This is a genomic window from Pseudomonas sp. MSSRFD41 (genome assembly GCF_014230245.1).
Lineage (GTDB): Bacteria > Pseudomonadota > Gammaproteobacteria > Pseudomonadales > Pseudomonadaceae > Aquipseudomonas > Aquipseudomonas piscis.
In genome coordinates, this window is record NZ_JACKZK010000003.1 from 163,189 (window position 1) to 178,976 (window position 15,788).

15 protein-coding genes are annotated in these 15,788 nt (G+C 65.2%); 8 read left to right on the forward strand and 7 right to left on the reverse strand.

The features are described from left to right. Positions 1 to 260: 260 nt before the first annotated feature. The 8 genes from H7A76_RS07615 to H7A76_RS07650 are packed head-to-tail and all read left to right on the forward strand — an operon-like array spanning position 261 to position 8,025. Complete coding sequence (locus H7A76_RS07615; RefSeq protein ID WP_185697935.1) at positions 261 to 1,619, forward strand: amidase; 1,359 nt, start codon at positions 261 to 263, stop codon at positions 1,617 to 1,619. A 50-nt stretch (positions 1,620 to 1,669) separates the two neighbouring features. Further along, the gene (locus H7A76_RS07620; protein WP_185697936.1) at positions 1,670 to 2,551 is read left to right on the forward strand and encodes a polysaccharide deacetylase family protein; all 882 of its coding nucleotides are present in this window, start codon (positions 1,670 to 1,672) and stop codon (positions 2,549 to 2,551) included. Positions 2,552 to 2,579: 28 nt separating this feature from the next. Further along, positions 2,580 to 3,920: an MFS transporter gene (locus H7A76_RS07625; RefSeq protein WP_185697937.1), complete on the forward strand. Its 1,341-nt coding sequence runs from the start codon at positions 2,580 to 2,582 to the stop codon at positions 3,918 to 3,920. 12 nt (positions 3,921 to 3,932) lie between these two features. Further along, complete coding sequence (locus tag H7A76_RS07630; RefSeq protein WP_185697938.1) at positions 3,933 to 4,694, forward strand: SDR family NAD(P)-dependent oxidoreductase; 762 nt, start codon at positions 3,933 to 3,935, stop codon at positions 4,692 to 4,694. A 56-nt stretch (positions 4,695 to 4,750) separates the two neighbouring features. Further along, a complete protein-coding gene (locus tag H7A76_RS07635; protein ID WP_185697939.1) occupies positions 4,751 to 5,500 on the forward strand; it encodes an SDR family NAD(P)-dependent oxidoreductase in 750 nt (249 codons plus the stop codon). A 13-nt stretch (positions 5,501 to 5,513) separates the two neighbouring features. Beyond that, positions 5,514 to 5,813, forward strand: coding sequence for a hypothetical protein (locus H7A76_RS07640; RefSeq protein WP_185697940.1), 300 nt, complete (start codon positions 5,514 to 5,516; stop codon positions 5,811 to 5,813). Next, entirely contained in the window at positions 5,810 to 6,817 is a 1,008-nt protein-coding gene (locus H7A76_RS07645) for a CobW family GTP-binding protein (RefSeq protein WP_185697941.1), read from the forward strand. Before H7A76_RS07640 ends, H7A76_RS07645 begins: the two co-directional genes overlap by 4 nt. Continuing rightward, positions 6,817 to 8,025 (forward strand): PotD/PotF family extracellular solute-binding protein, encoded by a 1,209-nt coding sequence (locus H7A76_RS07650; protein WP_185697942.1) that lies wholly within the window; start codon positions 6,817 to 6,819, stop codon positions 8,023 to 8,025. Before H7A76_RS07645 ends, H7A76_RS07650 begins: the two co-directional genes overlap by 1 nt. A gap of 3 nt (positions 8,026 to 8,028) precedes the next feature. Here H7A76_RS07650 and H7A76_RS07655 read toward each other — a convergent pair whose 3' ends face one another. From H7A76_RS07655 to H7A76_RS07685, 7 genes are all read right to left on the reverse strand, one after another. Beyond that, a complete protein-coding gene (locus H7A76_RS07655) occupies positions 8,029 to 8,649 on the reverse strand; it encodes a hypothetical protein (RefSeq protein ID WP_185697943.1) in 621 nt (206 codons plus the stop codon). Between the two features lie 9 nt (positions 8,650 to 8,658). Beyond that, a complete protein-coding gene (locus H7A76_RS07660) occupies positions 8,659 to 8,949 on the reverse strand; it encodes a hypothetical protein (RefSeq protein WP_260497930.1) in 291 nt (96 codons plus the stop codon). A gap of 198 nt (positions 8,950 to 9,147) precedes the next feature. Then, complete coding sequence (locus tag H7A76_RS07665; RefSeq protein ID WP_185697945.1) at positions 9,148 to 11,709, reverse strand: TonB-dependent receptor; 2,562 nt, start codon at positions 11,707 to 11,709, stop codon at positions 9,148 to 9,150. Positions 11,710 to 11,830: 121 nt separating this feature from the next. After that, a complete protein-coding gene (locus H7A76_RS07670; protein ID WP_185697946.1) occupies positions 11,831 to 12,793 on the reverse strand; it encodes a FecR family protein in 963 nt (320 codons plus the stop codon). After that, the gene (locus H7A76_RS07675) at positions 12,790 to 13,338 is read right to left on the reverse strand and encodes an RNA polymerase sigma factor (protein ID WP_185697947.1); all 549 of its coding nucleotides are present in this window, start codon (positions 13,336 to 13,338) and stop codon (positions 12,790 to 12,792) included. Before H7A76_RS07675 ends, H7A76_RS07670 begins: the two co-directional genes overlap by 4 nt. 152 nt (positions 13,339 to 13,490) lie before the next feature. Beyond that, positions 13,491 to 15,074 (reverse strand): rhodanese-related sulfurtransferase, encoded by a 1,584-nt coding sequence (locus H7A76_RS07680; RefSeq protein WP_185697948.1) that lies wholly within the window; start codon positions 15,072 to 15,074, stop codon positions 13,491 to 13,493. After that, a complete protein-coding gene (locus tag H7A76_RS07685) occupies positions 15,071 to 15,700 on the reverse strand; it encodes a cysteine dioxygenase (protein ID WP_185697949.1) in 630 nt (209 codons plus the stop codon). The genes H7A76_RS07680 and H7A76_RS07685 overlap by 4 nt, the downstream gene beginning before the upstream one ends. Positions 15,701 to 15,788 lie beyond the last annotated feature (88 nt).

Consider the following 15,788-nt stretch of genomic DNA (forward strand, 5'->3'; position numbering starts at 1 on the left):
GTTGTTACCGTTCTGCACAAAAATGTACCTTTTAATAAAAAGTACATTATTTGAGCGGAGGAACCTTTGCCGAGGATTTTCTCCGTCGGTCGCCGGACAGCCTCTACCATCAACCCGCTCTGTCTCGGTATTCCAGGCCAATTTCCAGGTTTTCCCGCTTGCTGTCGGTGCTCTGCTCGTCTTGAGATGGCACGGAATCTGCCTTCAATAAAATGTACATTTTAAAATTAAGTACGTTTTATGACTTTGCGGAGTGAACCATGCACCCTGATTCGCTGAACGACGCCACGGCCATGGCGCAAGCCTTTGCCTCGGGCCGTACCGATCCGGTCCAGGTCCTGGAGCAGGCGCTGGTCTTGGCCGAGGCGACGCCCCATGTGTTCATTTCCCTGTGCCCGACCCGGGCCCGGCGCGAGGCCGAGGCAGCTGCCGCCCGGTGGCGGGACGGCCAGCCGCTGAGCCTGCTGGACGGCGTGCCCCTGGCCTGGAAAGACCTGTTCGACGTGGCCGGCAGCATCACCACTGCCGCCGCCCAGGTACGTCGCAATGCACCGCTGGCCCAGGTGGATGCGCCCAGCGTGCGGCAGTTGTGCCGGGCCGGGCTGGTCAGCCTGGGCAAGACCAACCTCAGCGAGTTCGCCTATTCCGGGCTTGGCCTGAACCCGCACTTCGGCACCCCGATCAACCCCCACAGCGATGCCCAGCCACGTATTCCCGGCGGCTCCTCGGCAGGCTCGGCGGTGGCAGTGGCCGCTGGGATCGTGCCGATCGCCATGGGCACCGACACTGCCGGTTCGATCCGCATTCCCGCGGCCTTCAACGGCCTGGTGGGCTATCGTGCGACGTCTCGGCGCTATGACCGCGAGGGGGTGTTTCCCCTGGCTGAAAGCCTCGACAGCCTTGGACCGCTGACCCGCAGCGTGCGCGATGCCTGGTTGATCGACGGGCTGTTGCACGGTGGCGATCCCCGGCCATTGCCGACGCCCCGCCGCCTGGCCGGGCAACGCTTCTGGGTCGATCTGCAAGTGCTCGACGACAGCCGTATCCAGAGCGCGGTGCGGGCCAACTTGCTGGTGGTCATCGAAAGCCTGCGACAGGCTGGAGCGCTGGTGGAGCAACGGCCGTTGCACAGCCTGCAAGCCACCCTGCAACTGATCCAGGAACAGGGTTGGCTCGGCGCCGCCGAAGCCTTCGCTCTGCACCAGCCCTTGCTCGACAGCGAGTACGCCGAGCAGCTTGATCCGCGAGTGCGCCGGCGCCTGGAAAGCGCCCGGCAGATGCCTGCCAGCCAGCTGTTGCGGCTGTACCAGATGCGGCGCCAGTTGCAACAACAGATGCAGGACGAACTGGACGGCGCGGTGCTGATCACCCCCACCGTGGCCCATGTGGCGCCGCCCCTGGCGCCCCTTGAACAGGACGATGAACTCTTTTTCCGGACCAACCTGGCGACCCTGCGCCTGACCATGCCCGGCAGTTTCCTCGACATGCCCGCAGTGGCCCTGCCCAGTGGCCGCGATGCCCAGGGCCTGCCCACCGGGCTGTTGCTGAGCCTGCCCCAGGGCCATGACCGGCAGTTGCTGAACGCTGCCCTGGCGCTGGAGGCGGCGCTGCCGCGCTAGCCCCGACGACTTTTTCCAACAAAACAACAAGCAATCACTGGAGGCCGCTGATGGCTAAAGAAATTCTCTGTGCATTTGGTGTCGATGTGGACGCGGTGGCCGGCTGGCTCGGCTCCTATGGCGGCGAGGATTCGCCGGACGATATCTCCCGCGGCCTGTTCGCCGGCGAGGTCGGCGCGCCGCGCCTGCTCAAGCTGTTCGAGCGTTATGGCCTGCGCACCACGTGGTTCATTCCCGGCCACTCCATGGAGACCTTTCCCGAGCAGATGAAGGCCGTGGCCGAGGCTGGCCATGAGATCGGCGTGCACGGCTACAGCCACGAAAACCCCATCGCCATGACCCCGGAGCAGGAGGAGATCGTCCTCGACAAGTCCATCGAGCTGATCACCCGGGTCACTGGCAAGCGCCCCACCGGCTACGTGGCGCCCTGGTGGGAGTTCAGCAAGGTGACCAACGAGCTGCTGCTGAAGAAGGGCATCAAGTACGACCACAGCCTGATGCACAACGACTTCCATCCCTACTACGTGCGGGTCGGCGACAGCTGGACCAAGATCGACTACAGCCAGCATCCCGACACCTGGATGAAACCCCTGGTGCGCGGCCAGGAAACCGACCTGGTGGAGATCCCGGCCAACTGGTACCTGGACGACCTGCCGCCCATGATGTTCATCAAGAAAGCGCCCAACAGCCATGGCTTCGTCAATCCGCGGCACCTGGAAGAAATGTGGCGCGACCAGTTCGACTGGGTCTACCGCGAGCACGAGCACGCGGTGTTCACCATGACTATCCACCCCGACGTCTCCGGCCGTCCGCAAGTGCTGCTGATGCTCGAGCGCTTGATCGAACACATCCAGGGCCATGCCGGCGTGCGCTTCGTCACCTTCGACGAGATCGCCGACGACTTTATCCGCCGCCACCCGCGCAACCGCTGATCCCGGCCACTTCATCGAGGCGTGATTGATGTCTATCTATAACAAGCTCGACCTGACGGGCTGGAAACCCCAGCAGCTGACCCCGGCCCAAGTGCGTTTCGCCACCTGGATCGCCTTCTTCGCCTGGGTCTTCGCGGTGTACGACTTCATTCTGTTTGGCACCCTGCTGCCGGAGATTGGCCGGCACTTCGGCTGGGGCGAGGTCGAGCAGGCCGAGATCGCCACCTGGGTGGCGGTGGGCACCGCAGTGGTGGCCCTGGCCATCGGACCGCTGGTGGACCAGTTGGGCCGGCGCATGGGCATCATTTTCACCGTCAGCGGCTCGGCCATCTGCTCGGCGCTGACCGCCGTCGGCGGCGCCTGGGGCAAGTCGCCGCTGATCCTGATCCGCTCCCTGGGCGGCTTGGGCTATGCCGAGGAAACGGTGAACGCCACCTACCTCAGCGAGCTGTACGCAGCTTCCGACGACCCGCAATTGGCCAAGCGCCGGGGCTTCATCTACAGCCTGGTGCAGGGCGGCTGGCCAGTGGGGGCGTTGATCGCGGCCGGGCTGACCGCAGTACTGCTGCCGATCATCGGCTGGCAGGGCTGCTTCATCTTCGCCGCGATCCCGGCGATCGTCATTGCGGTGCTGGCGCGCAAGCTCAAGGAGAGCCCGCAGTTCCAGATCCATCAGCGCATCAGCCAGTTGCGCAAAAGCGGTTCGGTGAGCGAGGCCCGGGCGGTGGCGCTGACCTACGGCGTGGACTACGACGAGCACAGCAAGGCCGGCCTGGCCGCGGCCTTTCGTGGCCCGGCGCGGCGCGTGACCCTGGTGATCGGCGCGGCGATCCTGCTCAACTGGGCGGCGATCCAGGTGTTCAGCGTGCTTGGCACGTCGGTGATCGTCAGCGTGCATCACATCTCTTTCGAGAACTCGCTGATCATCCTGGTGCTGTCCAACCTTGTGGGGTATTGCGGCTACCTGAGCCATGGCTGGATGGGTGACAAGATCGGCCGGCGCAATGTCATCGGCCTGGGCTGGATGCTCGGCGGCCTGTCGTTCGCCGGCATGCTCTACGGCCCGAGCAATCTGCCGATGGTGGTGGGCCTCTACAGCCTGGGGCTGTTCTTCCTGATCGGCCCGTACTCGGCGGCGCTGTTCTTTATCAGCGAGAGCTTCCCCACCAGCATCCGTGCCACCGGTGGCGCGATCATCCATGCCATGGGTCCTATCGGCGCGGTGGTGGCGGGCTTCGGCGCCACCCAGGTGCTATCGGCCGGTGGCGACTGGCAGACCTCGGCGCTGTATTTCGGCGCGCTGCCTTGCTTCCTCTCCGGTGCGCTGATGTTCGCCGCGCGCCATGTGCGTCCTGAATCCGTTCAATAAGGAAAATTATCCATGACTGCGAAAGTCGCCTTGATCACCGGTGCCGCCAGCGGCATCGGCCAGGCCCTGGCCGTGGCCTACGCCCGGACCGGTGTGGCGGTGGTGGGCGGGTATTTCCCCGCCGACCCCCATGACCCGCAAACCACCCGCGATCTTGTGGCCGAGGCGGGTGGGCGTTGCCTGATGCTGCCGCTGGACGTGACCGACGGTGCGTCGGTGGACGCCCTGGCGGAACAGGCCGTGGCGCACTTTGGCCGCCTCGACTATGTGGTGGCCAATGCCGGCCTGCTGCGCCGCGCACCCTTGCTGGAAATGACCGATGAGGCCTGGAACGCCATGCTCGATGTGGACCTGACCGGGGTCATGCGTACCTTCCGCTCGGCGGTGAAGCACATGGGCGAGGGCGGCGCCCTGGTGGCGATTTCCTCCATCGCCGGCGGCGTCTACGGCTGGCAGGACCATGCTCACTATGCTGCGGCCAAGGCCGGGGTGCCGGGGTTGTGCCGTTCGCTGGCGGTGGAGCTGGCGGCCAGGGGCATTCGCTGCAATGCGGTGATCCCGGGGCTGATCGAAACCCCGCAGTCCCTCGACAGCCAGAACTCCCTGGGCCCGGAAGGATTGGCCAAGGCGGCCCGGGCCATTCCCCTGGGGCGGGTCGGGCGGGCCGACGAGGTGGCGTCCCTGGTGCGCTTTCTTACCAGCGACGAGTCCAGCTACCTGACCGGGCAGAGCATCGTCGTCGATGGCGGCCTGACGGTGCGCTGGCCGGAGTGAACGTCTTGGCCAGCCGGCTTATCGGCGAACCGCACACCTTTTCAGGAGAAAGTCCCATGCAATACCTGCACAACCGTCGCGCCGTGATCACCGGCGCCGGCAGTGGTATCGGTGCCGCTATCGCCCGGGCTTACGCTACGGCCGGCGCCCGCCTGCTGCTGGCCGACCGTGATCCGGTACGCCTGGCCGAGAGTGCCCGGGCCTGTCGCGAATTGGGGGCCGAAGTCTTCGAGTGCGTGGCCGATGTCGGCAGCGTCGAAGGTGCCCAGGCTGGGGTCGATGCCTGTGTCGAACATTTCGGCGGTATCGATATCCTGGTGAACAACGCGGGCATGTTGACCCAGGCGCGCTGTGTCGAGCTCTCCGTCGAGATGTGGAACGACATGCTGCGGGTCGATCTCACCAGCGTCTTCGTAGCCAGCCAGCGGGCCTTGCCCCATATGCTGGCACAGCGCTGGGGGCGGATCATCAACGTCGCCTCGCAACTGGGGATCAAGGGGGGGGCCGAGCTGACTCACTACGCCGCGGCCAAGGCCGGGGTCATTGGCTTCACCAAGTCCCTGGCCCTGGAGGTGGCCAAGGACAATGTACTGGTCAACGCCATCGCCCCGGGGCCGATCGAGACGCCATTGGTGTCCGGCATCAGCAGCGCCTGGAAAATCGCCAAGGCCGCCGAGCTGCCCCTGGGCCGTTTCGGCCTGGCGGATGAAGTGGCGCCCACTGCGGTGCTGCTGGCCAGCGAGCCGGGGGGCAACCTGTTTGTCGGCCAGACCCTGGGCCCGAACTCCGGGGATGTCATGCCATGAAGGAGGGTTGAGCATGTGCGGATTATGCGGGCTGCTGGGCGAAGACGTGCATTGGAGCGATCCGCTGGGGGACAGGCTGCCCCGGCGCCGCGAGCGCTTGCGCAGAATCGCCGCGATCAACCGGATTCTGGCGCCGTTCCGGCTCAAGGTCGAAGACTTCCAGGGCTCGGCCTATCTGCTGTTGGGGGCCACCGGTCGCCAGGAACTGGCCAGCGGCCTGGAGCAACTGTGGAGCCTGGCCGAGTCCATGCTCGGCCGGCCTCTGGATCCTCTTGATCCTGTGGTCCTCAAGCACCTGGAGCAACAGCCATGAGTATGCCCTTGAACGTCATCACCGGGTTTCTCGGCAGCGGCAAGACCACCTTGCTCAATCGTCTGCTGCAGGGCCAGAGCCTGGGGGACACGGCGTTGCTGATCAACGAGTTCGGCGATGTCGGCATCGATCACCTGCTGGTGGAACAGGTGGCGCCGGACACCGTGCTGCTACCCAGCGGCTGTGTCTGCTGCTCGATTCGCGGCGAGCTGAAGGAAGCGTTGCTGGGGCTCCTGGCGCGGCGCAGCCGGGGCGAGATCCCGGCCTTTCGCCGGGTGTTGCTGGAGACTACCGGGCTGGCCGACCCGGCGCCGATCCTGGCCACGGTGAACAATGATCCGCAGTTGCGTGGGCGGGTACATATCGGCCTGCTGGTCACCTTGGTGGATGCCAGCCACGCGGCGCTGCAGGAGCGCCTGCATCCGGAGTGGCTGGCCCAGGTGGCGGCCGCGGATCGCTTGCTGCTGAGCAAGACCGACTGTGTCAACGAGGCGATCCAGGCAGCCTTGCGCGAGCATTTGCAGCGTCTCAATCCCGGGGCACCAGTGCTGCTGACCCAGGCGATCCAGGGGGGCGATCAGCTGTTGCTGGAGGAGGGCCTGCGTGGCGCGACGGCGGAGCGGGAAGTGGCTCGCTGGCAGTTGCAGCGGCCACTGAAAGCCGCTGCGCCGCAGCATGGCGAGGCGCAAGTGTGCAGTCTGGAATTCGAGCAGCCGCTGGACTGGGTGGGCTTCGGGGTCTGGTTGTCGATGCTGCTAAGATGCCACGGCGAACGAATTCTACGGGTGAAAGGATTGCTCAACATCAGCGCCAGCCAGGCTCCCATCGTCATTCATGGCGTGCAGCATTGCCTGCACGCTCCCGTGCATCTGCCCCGTTGGCCCAGTGCCGATCATCGCTCGCGGCTGGTGTTTATTCTGCGCGGGCTTGAGCCTGAACAACTGCGCCGCTCCTTCGAGGTGTTCGCCCGCAGCTTCGCCCCGGTCGTCGGGGAGTGTGCCTGATGGCGGCGACGCAACCGGTTACCCTGCGGGTACTGGGCACCTCGGTGACCCTGCTCGAGTCCTTGCGGGTGCGCGCCGAGCAGGACCTGGGCATTCGCCTGGTGTATCAGGTGCACGATGTGGAACAGGCCCAGCGCATCGCGGTGATGCAGCCGGACAGTTACGACCTCTATGACCAGTGGTTTCACAACGTCGATTTCGTCTGGCCGGCCCAGGCAATCCAGCCCATCGACACCCGGCGCATTGCCCTGTGGCACGAGATCAACGACCTGCCCAAGCGCGGGCGCCTGTCGCCGGATGACCGCCTGGGCAGCGGCAGCGTGCCCAGCGAACGGCTCTATGTGCAACGCGATGGTAGCCTGGGCAGCACGGTCAGCGACCGCATCAGCATGCTGCCGCTGACCCACAACGCCGACAGTTTCGCCTACCGCCCGGAGCGCCTGCCGGCGGGTTTTTCCAGCGTCAATGAGAGCTGGGGCTGGCTGCTGGAGCCGGCCTGGAGCGGACGCATCGCCTTGCAGAGCGATGCGGCGATTGGTGCCCTGGATGCCGCCTTGGCGGTGCAGGGCTGTGGCCTGGAGTCCTTCAAGGACATCGGGAACCTGAGCATCGAAGAGATCGACCGGCTGGCGCAGATCCTGGTGCGCAAGCAGCGCGAAGGGCACTTCGCGGCGTTCTGGTCCGACGATGAAGAGGCCGCGCAACTGATGCTCAGGCCGTGCATCGATATCCAGAGCCTGTGGTCGCCAACCCTGATGCGCCTGCACCGGGCCGGGGTCAAATACCGCCTGGCGGTGCCGAAGGAGGGCTACCGAGCCTGGTTCGGTGGCCTGTCGTTGTCGCGCCATGCCAAGGGTGCGGTGCTGGACGCGGCCTATGCCTACCTCAACTGGTGGCTGTCGGGCTGGCCCGGTGCGGTAATGGCTCGCCAGGGCTACTACATCGGTAACCCGGCGCGCACCCGCGATCACTTGAGCAGCGCCGAATGGGATTACTGGTATGCCGGCAAACCGGCCCGGGAAGAGTTGCCGGGCAGCGACGGCGAACCGCTGATCGATATTGGCGAAACCCGCGATGGCGGTTCCTACCCGCAGCGCATGGGGCATATCGCCGTGTGGAACTCGGTGATGGACGAGCACAACTACCTGGTAAGGCGCTGGGGGGATTTCCTGCGGGCGGGCCGGGTGGCCGGTCGGGGCAAAGGCTGAAGGTCACAGCCCCAGGCGTGCCAGCTGGCGCAGGTCGGCGATCACCGCCGGGTTGCCGCCTTCGAGCACATCCAGGCGAATCTGCGCGATGAGTGATTTCAGCAGTTCAGTCTGGGTCATCCGCGTCGCCTGCAGCAGGCGCGCGAGATCCGCGGCCACATAGTGGTTCACCTTCAGCGACAGGCGTTTCATTGCATGCACGGCAGGTATCTGGCGGACCTCGGCCTGTTGGGCCAGGTACTGGGCGAAGTCGTCGTGCACTTGTTCCAGGGCAGGTACAAGGGGGGCGCTGAAGTAGTAGCTGAAGAACAGCTTGCGCATCTGCACCCCGGCGTCTTCGGCCACCGAGTGCATCGCGGCGTCCAGGACGTCGAGGTAGACCGCCGGCAGCCGCGCCTCGATGGAGGTCAGTTGCTGGCGGCGCGCTTCCTTGATCGCCGGGGTCGACTGGGGGGGAATGGCCACCACCGTGGCGCAGAGGTCGCAGACCCCCACCAGGATCTCCCGGGCCTGGCCGTTGCCGTCGCTGAAGGGCACGTCGCGCCGGGTGTAGCTAATGCCCACGACCTGCTGGCAATGCTCACAAAGTGCCTTGCCCCGGTCGCCCTGCAGATAGAGTTTCATGGGTTGTCCTCATCGGTGAACGCTGATGAACCACGCCTCTGGCTCGATAAAGTAGAACTTGATGTACCAGCCCGCCTTCCTCAGCACATGGACGGCAAGGTCCGGGGCGCTGTGGTGGACACTGCACTGGTGGTCGCTGCCCTTGCAGGCGACGATGACCTCGATCAGTTGGCCGGCCGACACCTCGCCGGTGGCCAGCAGGTTCTTGACCTCGATCGAGTCGCGTGCGGCATGCAGATAGTTACCGCTCTGTAGTGCATTGATCAGGTCCCGCCTGACCTTCCTGAAGCCTCTGTCCATGATGCTTGCCTGTTTGTACGATAGTGTTCGTACGCGGTCAATGGGGCGTTGGCTGAAAGCGCCCAAAGGCACTCCAACGGTTTTCAGGGGGGAGGTCGATCCTAGCCCAGGGAGGGCCAGTGGGAGGGCGAAGCTAAAGGTTTGCAATACATCGGTGGTGCTTCGCCTGGCGCAGCGTGCTGCGCCAGGCGAAGGCCTTCAGAAGAACCGGGTCACGCTGATCTTGGCGTTGCGCCCCACGCTGTAGGCGTTGTCGCCACTGAGCGGCGGGCGGTAGTCGCGGTTGAACATGTTGTCCAGGGTGAAGTGGACTTCGGTGCCCTTGAGGTAGGCCTGCTGCGGTTTCCAGTTGGCGAACAGCCCGTGCACGTTGTAGCGGTCGTTCTTGTACTGGTCCCAGTACGAGTCGCCCATGGCGCTGGCTACGCCGCCGGGGTAGAGATCGCTGGGCACCCGGTCGGTCTGGCGCACCCATTGGCCCTGCCAGCCCACCTGGGCATCCCACTGGGGAATCTTCAGGCCCAGGGTCGCCACCCATTTACGCGGCGGAATGTCCCGGGCCCAGACGTTCGGCCCCCAGGGGTTGGTGTAGGCGCCCTGGTGCTTGCCGGTGATCCAGGAGTAGGACAGCGAGCCGAACAGGTAGTTGGAGTCGTAGAAGCTCTCGACCTCGAAGCCCTTGATGGTCAGGTCGCCGATATTGCGATAGACCGACATCGGCGACTCCTTGCACACCTGGGCGATGCTTTTGCCGGTGCTCAACTGCTCGGCGCAGCCGATGCCGGTGGCCTTGAGAATCTCGTCGCTGATCTTGTTCTGGAACACCGTGGTGCGGATCTGCGCGCTGTCGTTGTCGGTCAGCAGCTTGGAGAAGTTGTGGATGGTCCCCGCCCGCAGCGCGGTGATGCGCTCCGGGTCGAGGTTGCGGCTGGTGGCCGAGCGGCTGCTGCCCGGGGCCTGGACTTCGTACTGCTCGTCGATCACCGGCGCGCGCCAGGTCTTGCTGTAGTCGGCGAACAGCGCCAGTTGCGGGTTCACCGTCCAGAACGCCGACAGGCGCGGCGACCAGCCGGTATAGGTCTTGTCGCCATAGTCATGGCCGTCCTTGGGGTTGCTGCTGTTGTACAGCGGCGCATCGTTCTCCTGGCCACGGTTGCGCACATGGTCGTAGCGCAGGGACGGGGTCAGGGTGAAGTCGCCCAGGGTGATGGCGTCCTGGATATAGAAGGCGTTGTTGTCGACCTTGCCATGGGGCATGAAGCCTGGCTGGTAGTGGCCGTAGTTGTACTTGGGCACTTCATAGGTCTTGCCCGGCATCCACATATCCACCTCGCGGGTGTGCTTGCGGATCTGGATGCCATTGGTCAGGGCGTGGTCCAGCGGGCCGGTGCTGAAGCGGCTGACATTGGTCACTTCGAGGATCTTGTCCTCGTAGCCCACGGTGATCTTGCGCCCGCCGGTAACCGGTTGGTAGAAGGCGCTCGGGCCGCGTTTGTCGGTCTGGTCGGTCTTGGAGTTGGAATACTGGACCTTGAGGTCGACCCAGGGATTGTCCACCGGGGTGTATTGGTACTTGGCCAGCCAGGTAGTGTCGAGGGTGTTGCGCTGGGCCAGGTAGCGCTTGGTGGCGCCGTCATAGCCGTACTTGTCGATGTTGGCCTTGCTTGGCGGCTCCGGGTAGTTCTTGGCCGAGAAGGGCGCCCAGATATCGCTGTCGGAGCTGCTGTAGGTGAAGCCCAGGCGCTGCTCGTCGGTCAGTTGCATGTTGAGCTTGAACAGCTGGCCGTCCAGGTCCTGGGCGGTATTGGGCTGGCGCTTGGGGTTGACCAGGTACTGGTTGCGCGGATCGGGGATCGAGCTGGCCAGCTTCATGTCGTCGCCATCGCGCTTGGTCCAGTAGGCCAGGGCATCGAAGCGATGATCGTCGGTGCGGCCATAGACCGCAGAGGTGTAGGCCTGCTGATGGTCGTTGCTGCTGTAGCCGTACTTGACCATGGCACCGACATTGCGCCCGTCCTGCAACAGGTCCGGGGCGTCCTTGGTCTCGGTGTGCACGGTGCCGCCGAAGCCGCCGTTGCCGGTCTTGGGCGAGTGCGGGCCCTTTTCCACCTCGACTCGACGGATCAGCTCCGGCTCGATGAAGATCACCCCTTGCTGGTAGCGCTCGAAGCCGCTCTTGGTGGCGCCGTCGACGGTGATCGGCACATCCTCGGCGTCCCCCAGGCCCCAGATATTGATGGTCTGGCCACCCGGTTTCAGCGAGCCGCCCAGGCTCACGCCGGGCAGGGTATCGATCAGGCTGACCACGTTGTTGGCCTGGTGGCGATCGATCTCCGCCTGGTTCAGGGTCGAGCGGCCGACGCTGGAGGAATCCACCACCGAGCCGTTGCCGATCACGCTCGTGGCCCCCAGTTGCAGGGCCGAGCCGCTGCTCTGGCTGGTTTCGGCAGGACGCACGATATAGGTGTTGTCGACCTTGACCAGGCTGAACTGGCCGTTGCGCAGCAGCTGGCGGATCGCCTCTTCCGGGCTGAAGTCACCTTGCAGGGCTGGCGCCTTGGCGTTACGCAGCAGTTGCTCGTCGAACAGCAGCTGGATTTTCCCTTGCTGGGCGACCTGGCTCAGGGATGCGGCCAGGGGCTGCGCCGGCAACTGGAAATGGAGTGATCCGGCGTGGGCCGGCAGGCTCAACGCCAGGCAGACGGCCAGCAGGGTCGGGCGGGTACGAACTAACGGAACAGGCAAGAGCGCGCGAAACATGACTTCCCCCAAATCGGCTTAAAGGCCGGAAAAGCGCTGCGGACAGATTGCAGACGGGAGGAAGACGCGACAGTGAAAAAAAACCTCATATGCGAATGAAATATATTCTCATGCTTGAGGTTCAGCGGGCTTCGATCTTCAACTGGCCATTGGCCTGGGCCACGGTTTTGACCGGGATCAGCGTGGGCAGGGCCTTGATCAGGGCGTCCGGATCGTTGACGTCCAGGTTACCCGAGACCTTGTAGGCGCCCAGGGGGCCATCGGCCAGCTGCACTGGCTGGCGCCGGTAAAGGTTCAACTCGTCCACCAGGCTGGCCAGGTCACGGTTGCGAAAGGCCAGGCGGCCGCTACGCCAGTCCGCCACGTCGTCCTGTTCCAGGGACTGCTGGCGCAAGGTGCCCTTTTGCAGGTCGTAGATGGCCTGTTGCCGGGCACCGAGCAAGGCCAGTTCGGCGGGGCGCCCGTCCGGGCTGAAGGCCACTTGCCCATGGGCGACGCTGACCACCAGCTGGCGTTGGCCACGCCGCACATCGAAGGCCGTGCCAACGACCCGTACCTTGGCCGCGCCGCTGTGCACCCACAGCGGTCGCTCCTTGTCGGCGGCGACCTCCAGGTACAACTGGCCGTGTTGCAAGTAGATATCGCGCTGTTGTGCGCTGAAGTCGATTTGCACCTGGGTATTGGCGTTGACGTACAAGGTGCTGCCATCGGGGAGCTTGAAGGCTCGTGACCCCTGTTCCTGGGCCGCGACCTGCTGGACGTAGGGCGTCCTGGACGTGCCCAGGTTGACCGCCAGCACCGTGCACAGCACGGCCGCGGCCACCGCCAGGGCCGGACGCCAGGCCGGGTTCCTGCGCCGGGGCAGTGCAATCGGCTTGCTCAGTTGCTGCAATTGCGCCAGGTCCACCCACAACTCTTCGAATTCGGCATAGGCCCGGGCATGGGCCGGATGCGCCATCCAGGCGTCGAAGGCCTTGCGGCTGGCGCGGTCCGGGGAGTTGCGGTTACGGGCGAACCAACTGGCGGCCTCGACATCGATCTGTTCGCTGTCGCTGTCGTCTTGGCGGCCGGGAAAGCGGGTCATTCAGGCAGCTCCTTGCCGTTTTCTCGTTGTAGGTGCTGCTTGCAGTGCAGCAGGGCAAAGGCGATGTGTTTTTCCACCATGCTGACGGAAATCCCCATGCGCTGGGCAATCTGTGCCTGGCTCAGCCCTTCGAAGCGGTGCAGCATAAGGGCTTCGCGGCGGCGCGGCGAGAGTTGGGCAAGGACTTCCTTCAATTGTTCCAGGCGTTGCAGGCGCTGGGCGGCGGGCAGCGGCTCATGCCGTTCGTCGGCCAGGGGCTCGTTGTCGAAGCTGTCTTCGGGATGGGCCTGCTGATGCGCCTTGGAGCGCACCTGCTGGTGCCGCCAATGATCACGCAACAGGTTGCGCGCCATCTGGAACAGGAAGGCCCGGGGCTGCTCCACCTGGGCCCGGTCACGGTAATCGAGCCACTGGGTGAATACGTCCTGGGTCATGTCCGCCGCGTCGCAGGCGTTATCCGTGCGCTTGCGCAGGAAATGCAGGATGTCGGCATAGAACCCGCGAACTGAGTCCACCGAGGCAGAGTCGGGCTTGGAGCGAGACATGGATATCCTTCTTGACGACGCGGTGGGCAGGAGGTCGCGAATGATATCGAGAATTATTGCTATTTGTCACTTGGCCGATTGATAGCACACTGCGGCTGCTTTCCGTCCTGCCAGCGGCTGGCCGAGTTGTACCGGCAAGCCGCCTCCAGCGTTTAAATCACGAAGAAGCCGTGAGTGCCGTCGCGTCCCAGCTGCGCCACCAGGCCGAACTCCCAGTCCAGGTAGGCTTGCATGGCTTCCCGGGGATTGTCGGTGCCTTCATAAGGGCGCCGGTAGCGATCGATGCGTGGCGAGGCCAGGCGCTGCTGGCCTTGCTCCACGGGCAGCCCGGCTTCGATCCAGGCACTGGTGCCGCCGCTGAGCACGAACACCGGGCGTTGGGTCAGGGCCTGCAAGTGCGGGGCGACGAAGCGCGCCAGCAGGCTGCTGCCACAGGTCAGGACGAAGCGCTCGGGTGGCGGCAGGTGCTCCAGGGCCTGGGCCAACTGGCTGGGCAGTACCCACCAGGCGCCAGGGATATGGCGTTGTACATGGTTGGCGCTGGCAGTGACATCCAGCACCAGGGTACCGGGCTCGCGCAGCCAGTCGGCCAGGGTCCGCGGGCTGATTTCCTCGACCGCCGGGCTGTCCGGCAACGGCGCCTGCCACGCCCCGCGCACGCTGAAGTCGCTGCCCCGCAAGCCGTCGAGCACGGCTACTTGCCAACCCATCTGCGCCAGCCATGAAGCGCTCATGTTGGCCCGCACGCCATCGTCGTCCACCAGCACCAGGCGCGCGCCGCGCACGCTGGCGAAATGGTCGGTCTCCTGCACCAATTGGCCACCTGGGGTGGAGCGGGCGCCGGGCAGGTGGCCGGCGGCGAATTCTTCCGGGCTGCGCACATCGAACAGGTAGCTGGTGCGCTGGGGTTCGGCCTGCCAGCGGCGCCACTGGGCCAGGTCGATGCGCGCCACGTCGGCCCGGTCGGCCACCGCCCGGGCCGCGGCCTGGGCTTGTGCGCGGTGGGCGCCGGCGTGTGTGGTGAAGCGCCGCTGCTGGCCGTGTTCCAGGGCCTGGCCGGCGAGGGTCCAGCCGATGGTGCCGTTGCGCAGGGCCGCCACCGGGTTGGGAATACCGGCGTTCACCAGCGATTGGGTGCCGATGATGCTGCGGGTGCGTCCGGCGCAGTTGACCACCACCCGGGTTCGTGGATCGGGCGCCAGTTCGCGGACCCGCAGCACCAGCTCGGCCCCGGGCACGCTGGTACTGCCAGGGATGCTCATGGTCTGGTACTCGTCGAAGCGCCGGGCGTCGAGCACCACCAGGTCGGCTTGCTGATCGAGCAAGGCCTGCAATTCCTCGGCAGCCAGCGATGGGGTGTGGCGCTCGGCCTCCACCAGTTCGCCAAAGGCCTTGCTCGGCACGTTGACGTCCTTGAACAACTCGCCCCCGGCGTTGCGCCAACCGTCGAGGCCGCCCGCGAGCAGGGCGACATCGCTGTAGCCCAGTTGTCGCAAACGGGTCGCGGCGCGTTCGGCCAGGCCTTCGCCCTGGTCATAGAGCGTGATGGCGGTATCGCGCCTGGGGATGCGCGCATACACCTCCAGCTCCAGTTTCGACAGCGGGATATTGGCGGCGAACAGCGGATGGGCTTCGGCGAAGGGCGCTTCTTCACGCACGTCCACCAGGGCCAGTTCCTGGCGTTCGAGCAAGGCCTGGCGGATTTGTTCCGGGCTGCGGGTCGGGAAATCGGTCATTGCAGGGGCTCCTTCGACAGGTCCCAGAGGTTGGGCAGCAAGGTGTTGGAATAGCCGGAGATGAAAGGCTTCTCGTGACCGTCCAGGTCATGCACCCCACGCCGCACCGCGCCGATGTTGGCGCCGTAGACATGGATGCTGATGGACACCCGGTCGGCATGGGCGTTGGTCACCTGGTGGATATCGCCAATACGCGGCGACACCGCTTCCACCTGGCCCGGCACCAGGCGCACCGGTGAGCCGGCAGGCTGCAGGCGGCCGTCGGCCAGGCGCTCGAAGCCCTGGGAGTCCTCGGCGCCGCGCAGCATGCCGATCAGGCCCCAGGTGCGGTGGTCATGAATCGGCGTGCGTTGGCCCGGACCCCAGACGAAGCTGACGATGGAGAAACGCTGGCGCGAGTCGGCGTGCAGCAAGAATTGCTGGTAGCGCTGCGGATCGGCCTGGGCGAAGGCGTCGGGCAGCCAGTCGTCCTGGCTCACCAGGCGTTGCAGCAAAGTCGCCCCCTGGTCCAGGACCCGGGCTTCGTCGGGATGACTGTCGAGCAGCTCGGCCAGGTCACCGATGAAGCCGCGCAGGCGGGCCAGGTTGGGTGAGGCGATGGAGACGGTCGAGGCGTTGTGGGGCATGGGTTCCCTCCGTGGACACAGGACGAACGACACGAACTACACGGTCGAGCTAAAAGGTATTATTCTTATCGAACATTTTTCCAGTCAT

Excerpts from the sequence above, each read along its gene's own strand:
- H7A76_RS07615 (WP_185697935.1), top strand. The coding sequence starts at position 261 with ATGCACCCTGATTCGCTGAACGACGCCACGGCCATGGCGCAAGCCTTT.
- H7A76_RS07620 (WP_185697936.1), top strand. The coding sequence starts at position 1,670 with ATGGCTAAAGAAATTCTCTGTGCATTTGGTGTCGATGTGGACGCGGTG.
- H7A76_RS07625 (WP_185697937.1), top strand. The coding sequence starts at position 2,580 with ATGTCTATCTATAACAAGCTCGACCTGACGGGCTGGAAACCCCAGCAG.
- H7A76_RS07630 (WP_185697938.1), top strand. The coding sequence starts at position 3,933 with ATGACTGCGAAAGTCGCCTTGATCACCGGTGCCGCCAGCGGCATCGGC.
- H7A76_RS07635 (WP_185697939.1), top strand. The coding sequence starts at position 4,751 with ATGCAATACCTGCACAACCGTCGCGCCGTGATCACCGGCGCCGGCAGT.
- H7A76_RS07640 (WP_185697940.1), top strand. The coding sequence starts at position 5,514 with ATGTGCGGATTATGCGGGCTGCTGGGCGAAGACGTGCATTGGAGCGAT.
- H7A76_RS07645 (WP_185697941.1), top strand. The coding sequence starts at position 5,810 with ATGAGTATGCCCTTGAACGTCATCACCGGGTTTCTCGGCAGCGGCAAG.
- H7A76_RS07650 (WP_185697942.1), top strand. The coding sequence starts at position 6,817 with ATGGCGGCGACGCAACCGGTTACCCTGCGGGTACTGGGCACCTCGGTG.
- H7A76_RS07655 (WP_185697943.1), bottom strand. The coding sequence starts at position 8,649 with ATGAAACTCTATCTGCAGGGCGACCGGGGCAAGGCACTTTGTGAGCAT.
- H7A76_RS07660 (WP_260497930.1), bottom strand. The coding sequence starts at position 8,949 with ATGGACAGAGGCTTCAGGAAGGTCAGGCGGGACCTGATCAATGCACTA.
- H7A76_RS07665 (WP_185697945.1), bottom strand. The coding sequence starts at position 11,709 with ATGTTTCGCGCGCTCTTGCCTGTTCCGTTAGTTCGTACCCGCCCGACC.
- H7A76_RS07670 (WP_185697946.1), bottom strand. The coding sequence starts at position 12,793 with ATGACCCGCTTTCCCGGCCGCCAAGACGACAGCGACAGCGAACAGATC.
- H7A76_RS07675 (WP_185697947.1), bottom strand. The coding sequence starts at position 13,338 with ATGTCTCGCTCCAAGCCCGACTCTGCCTCGGTGGACTCAGTTCGCGGG.
- H7A76_RS07680 (WP_185697948.1), bottom strand. The coding sequence starts at position 15,074 with ATGACCGATTTCCCGACCCGCAGCCCGGAACAAATCCGCCAGGCCTTG.
- H7A76_RS07685 (WP_185697949.1), bottom strand. The coding sequence starts at position 15,700 with ATGCCCCACAACGCCTCGACCGTCTCCATCGCCTCACCCAACCTGGCC.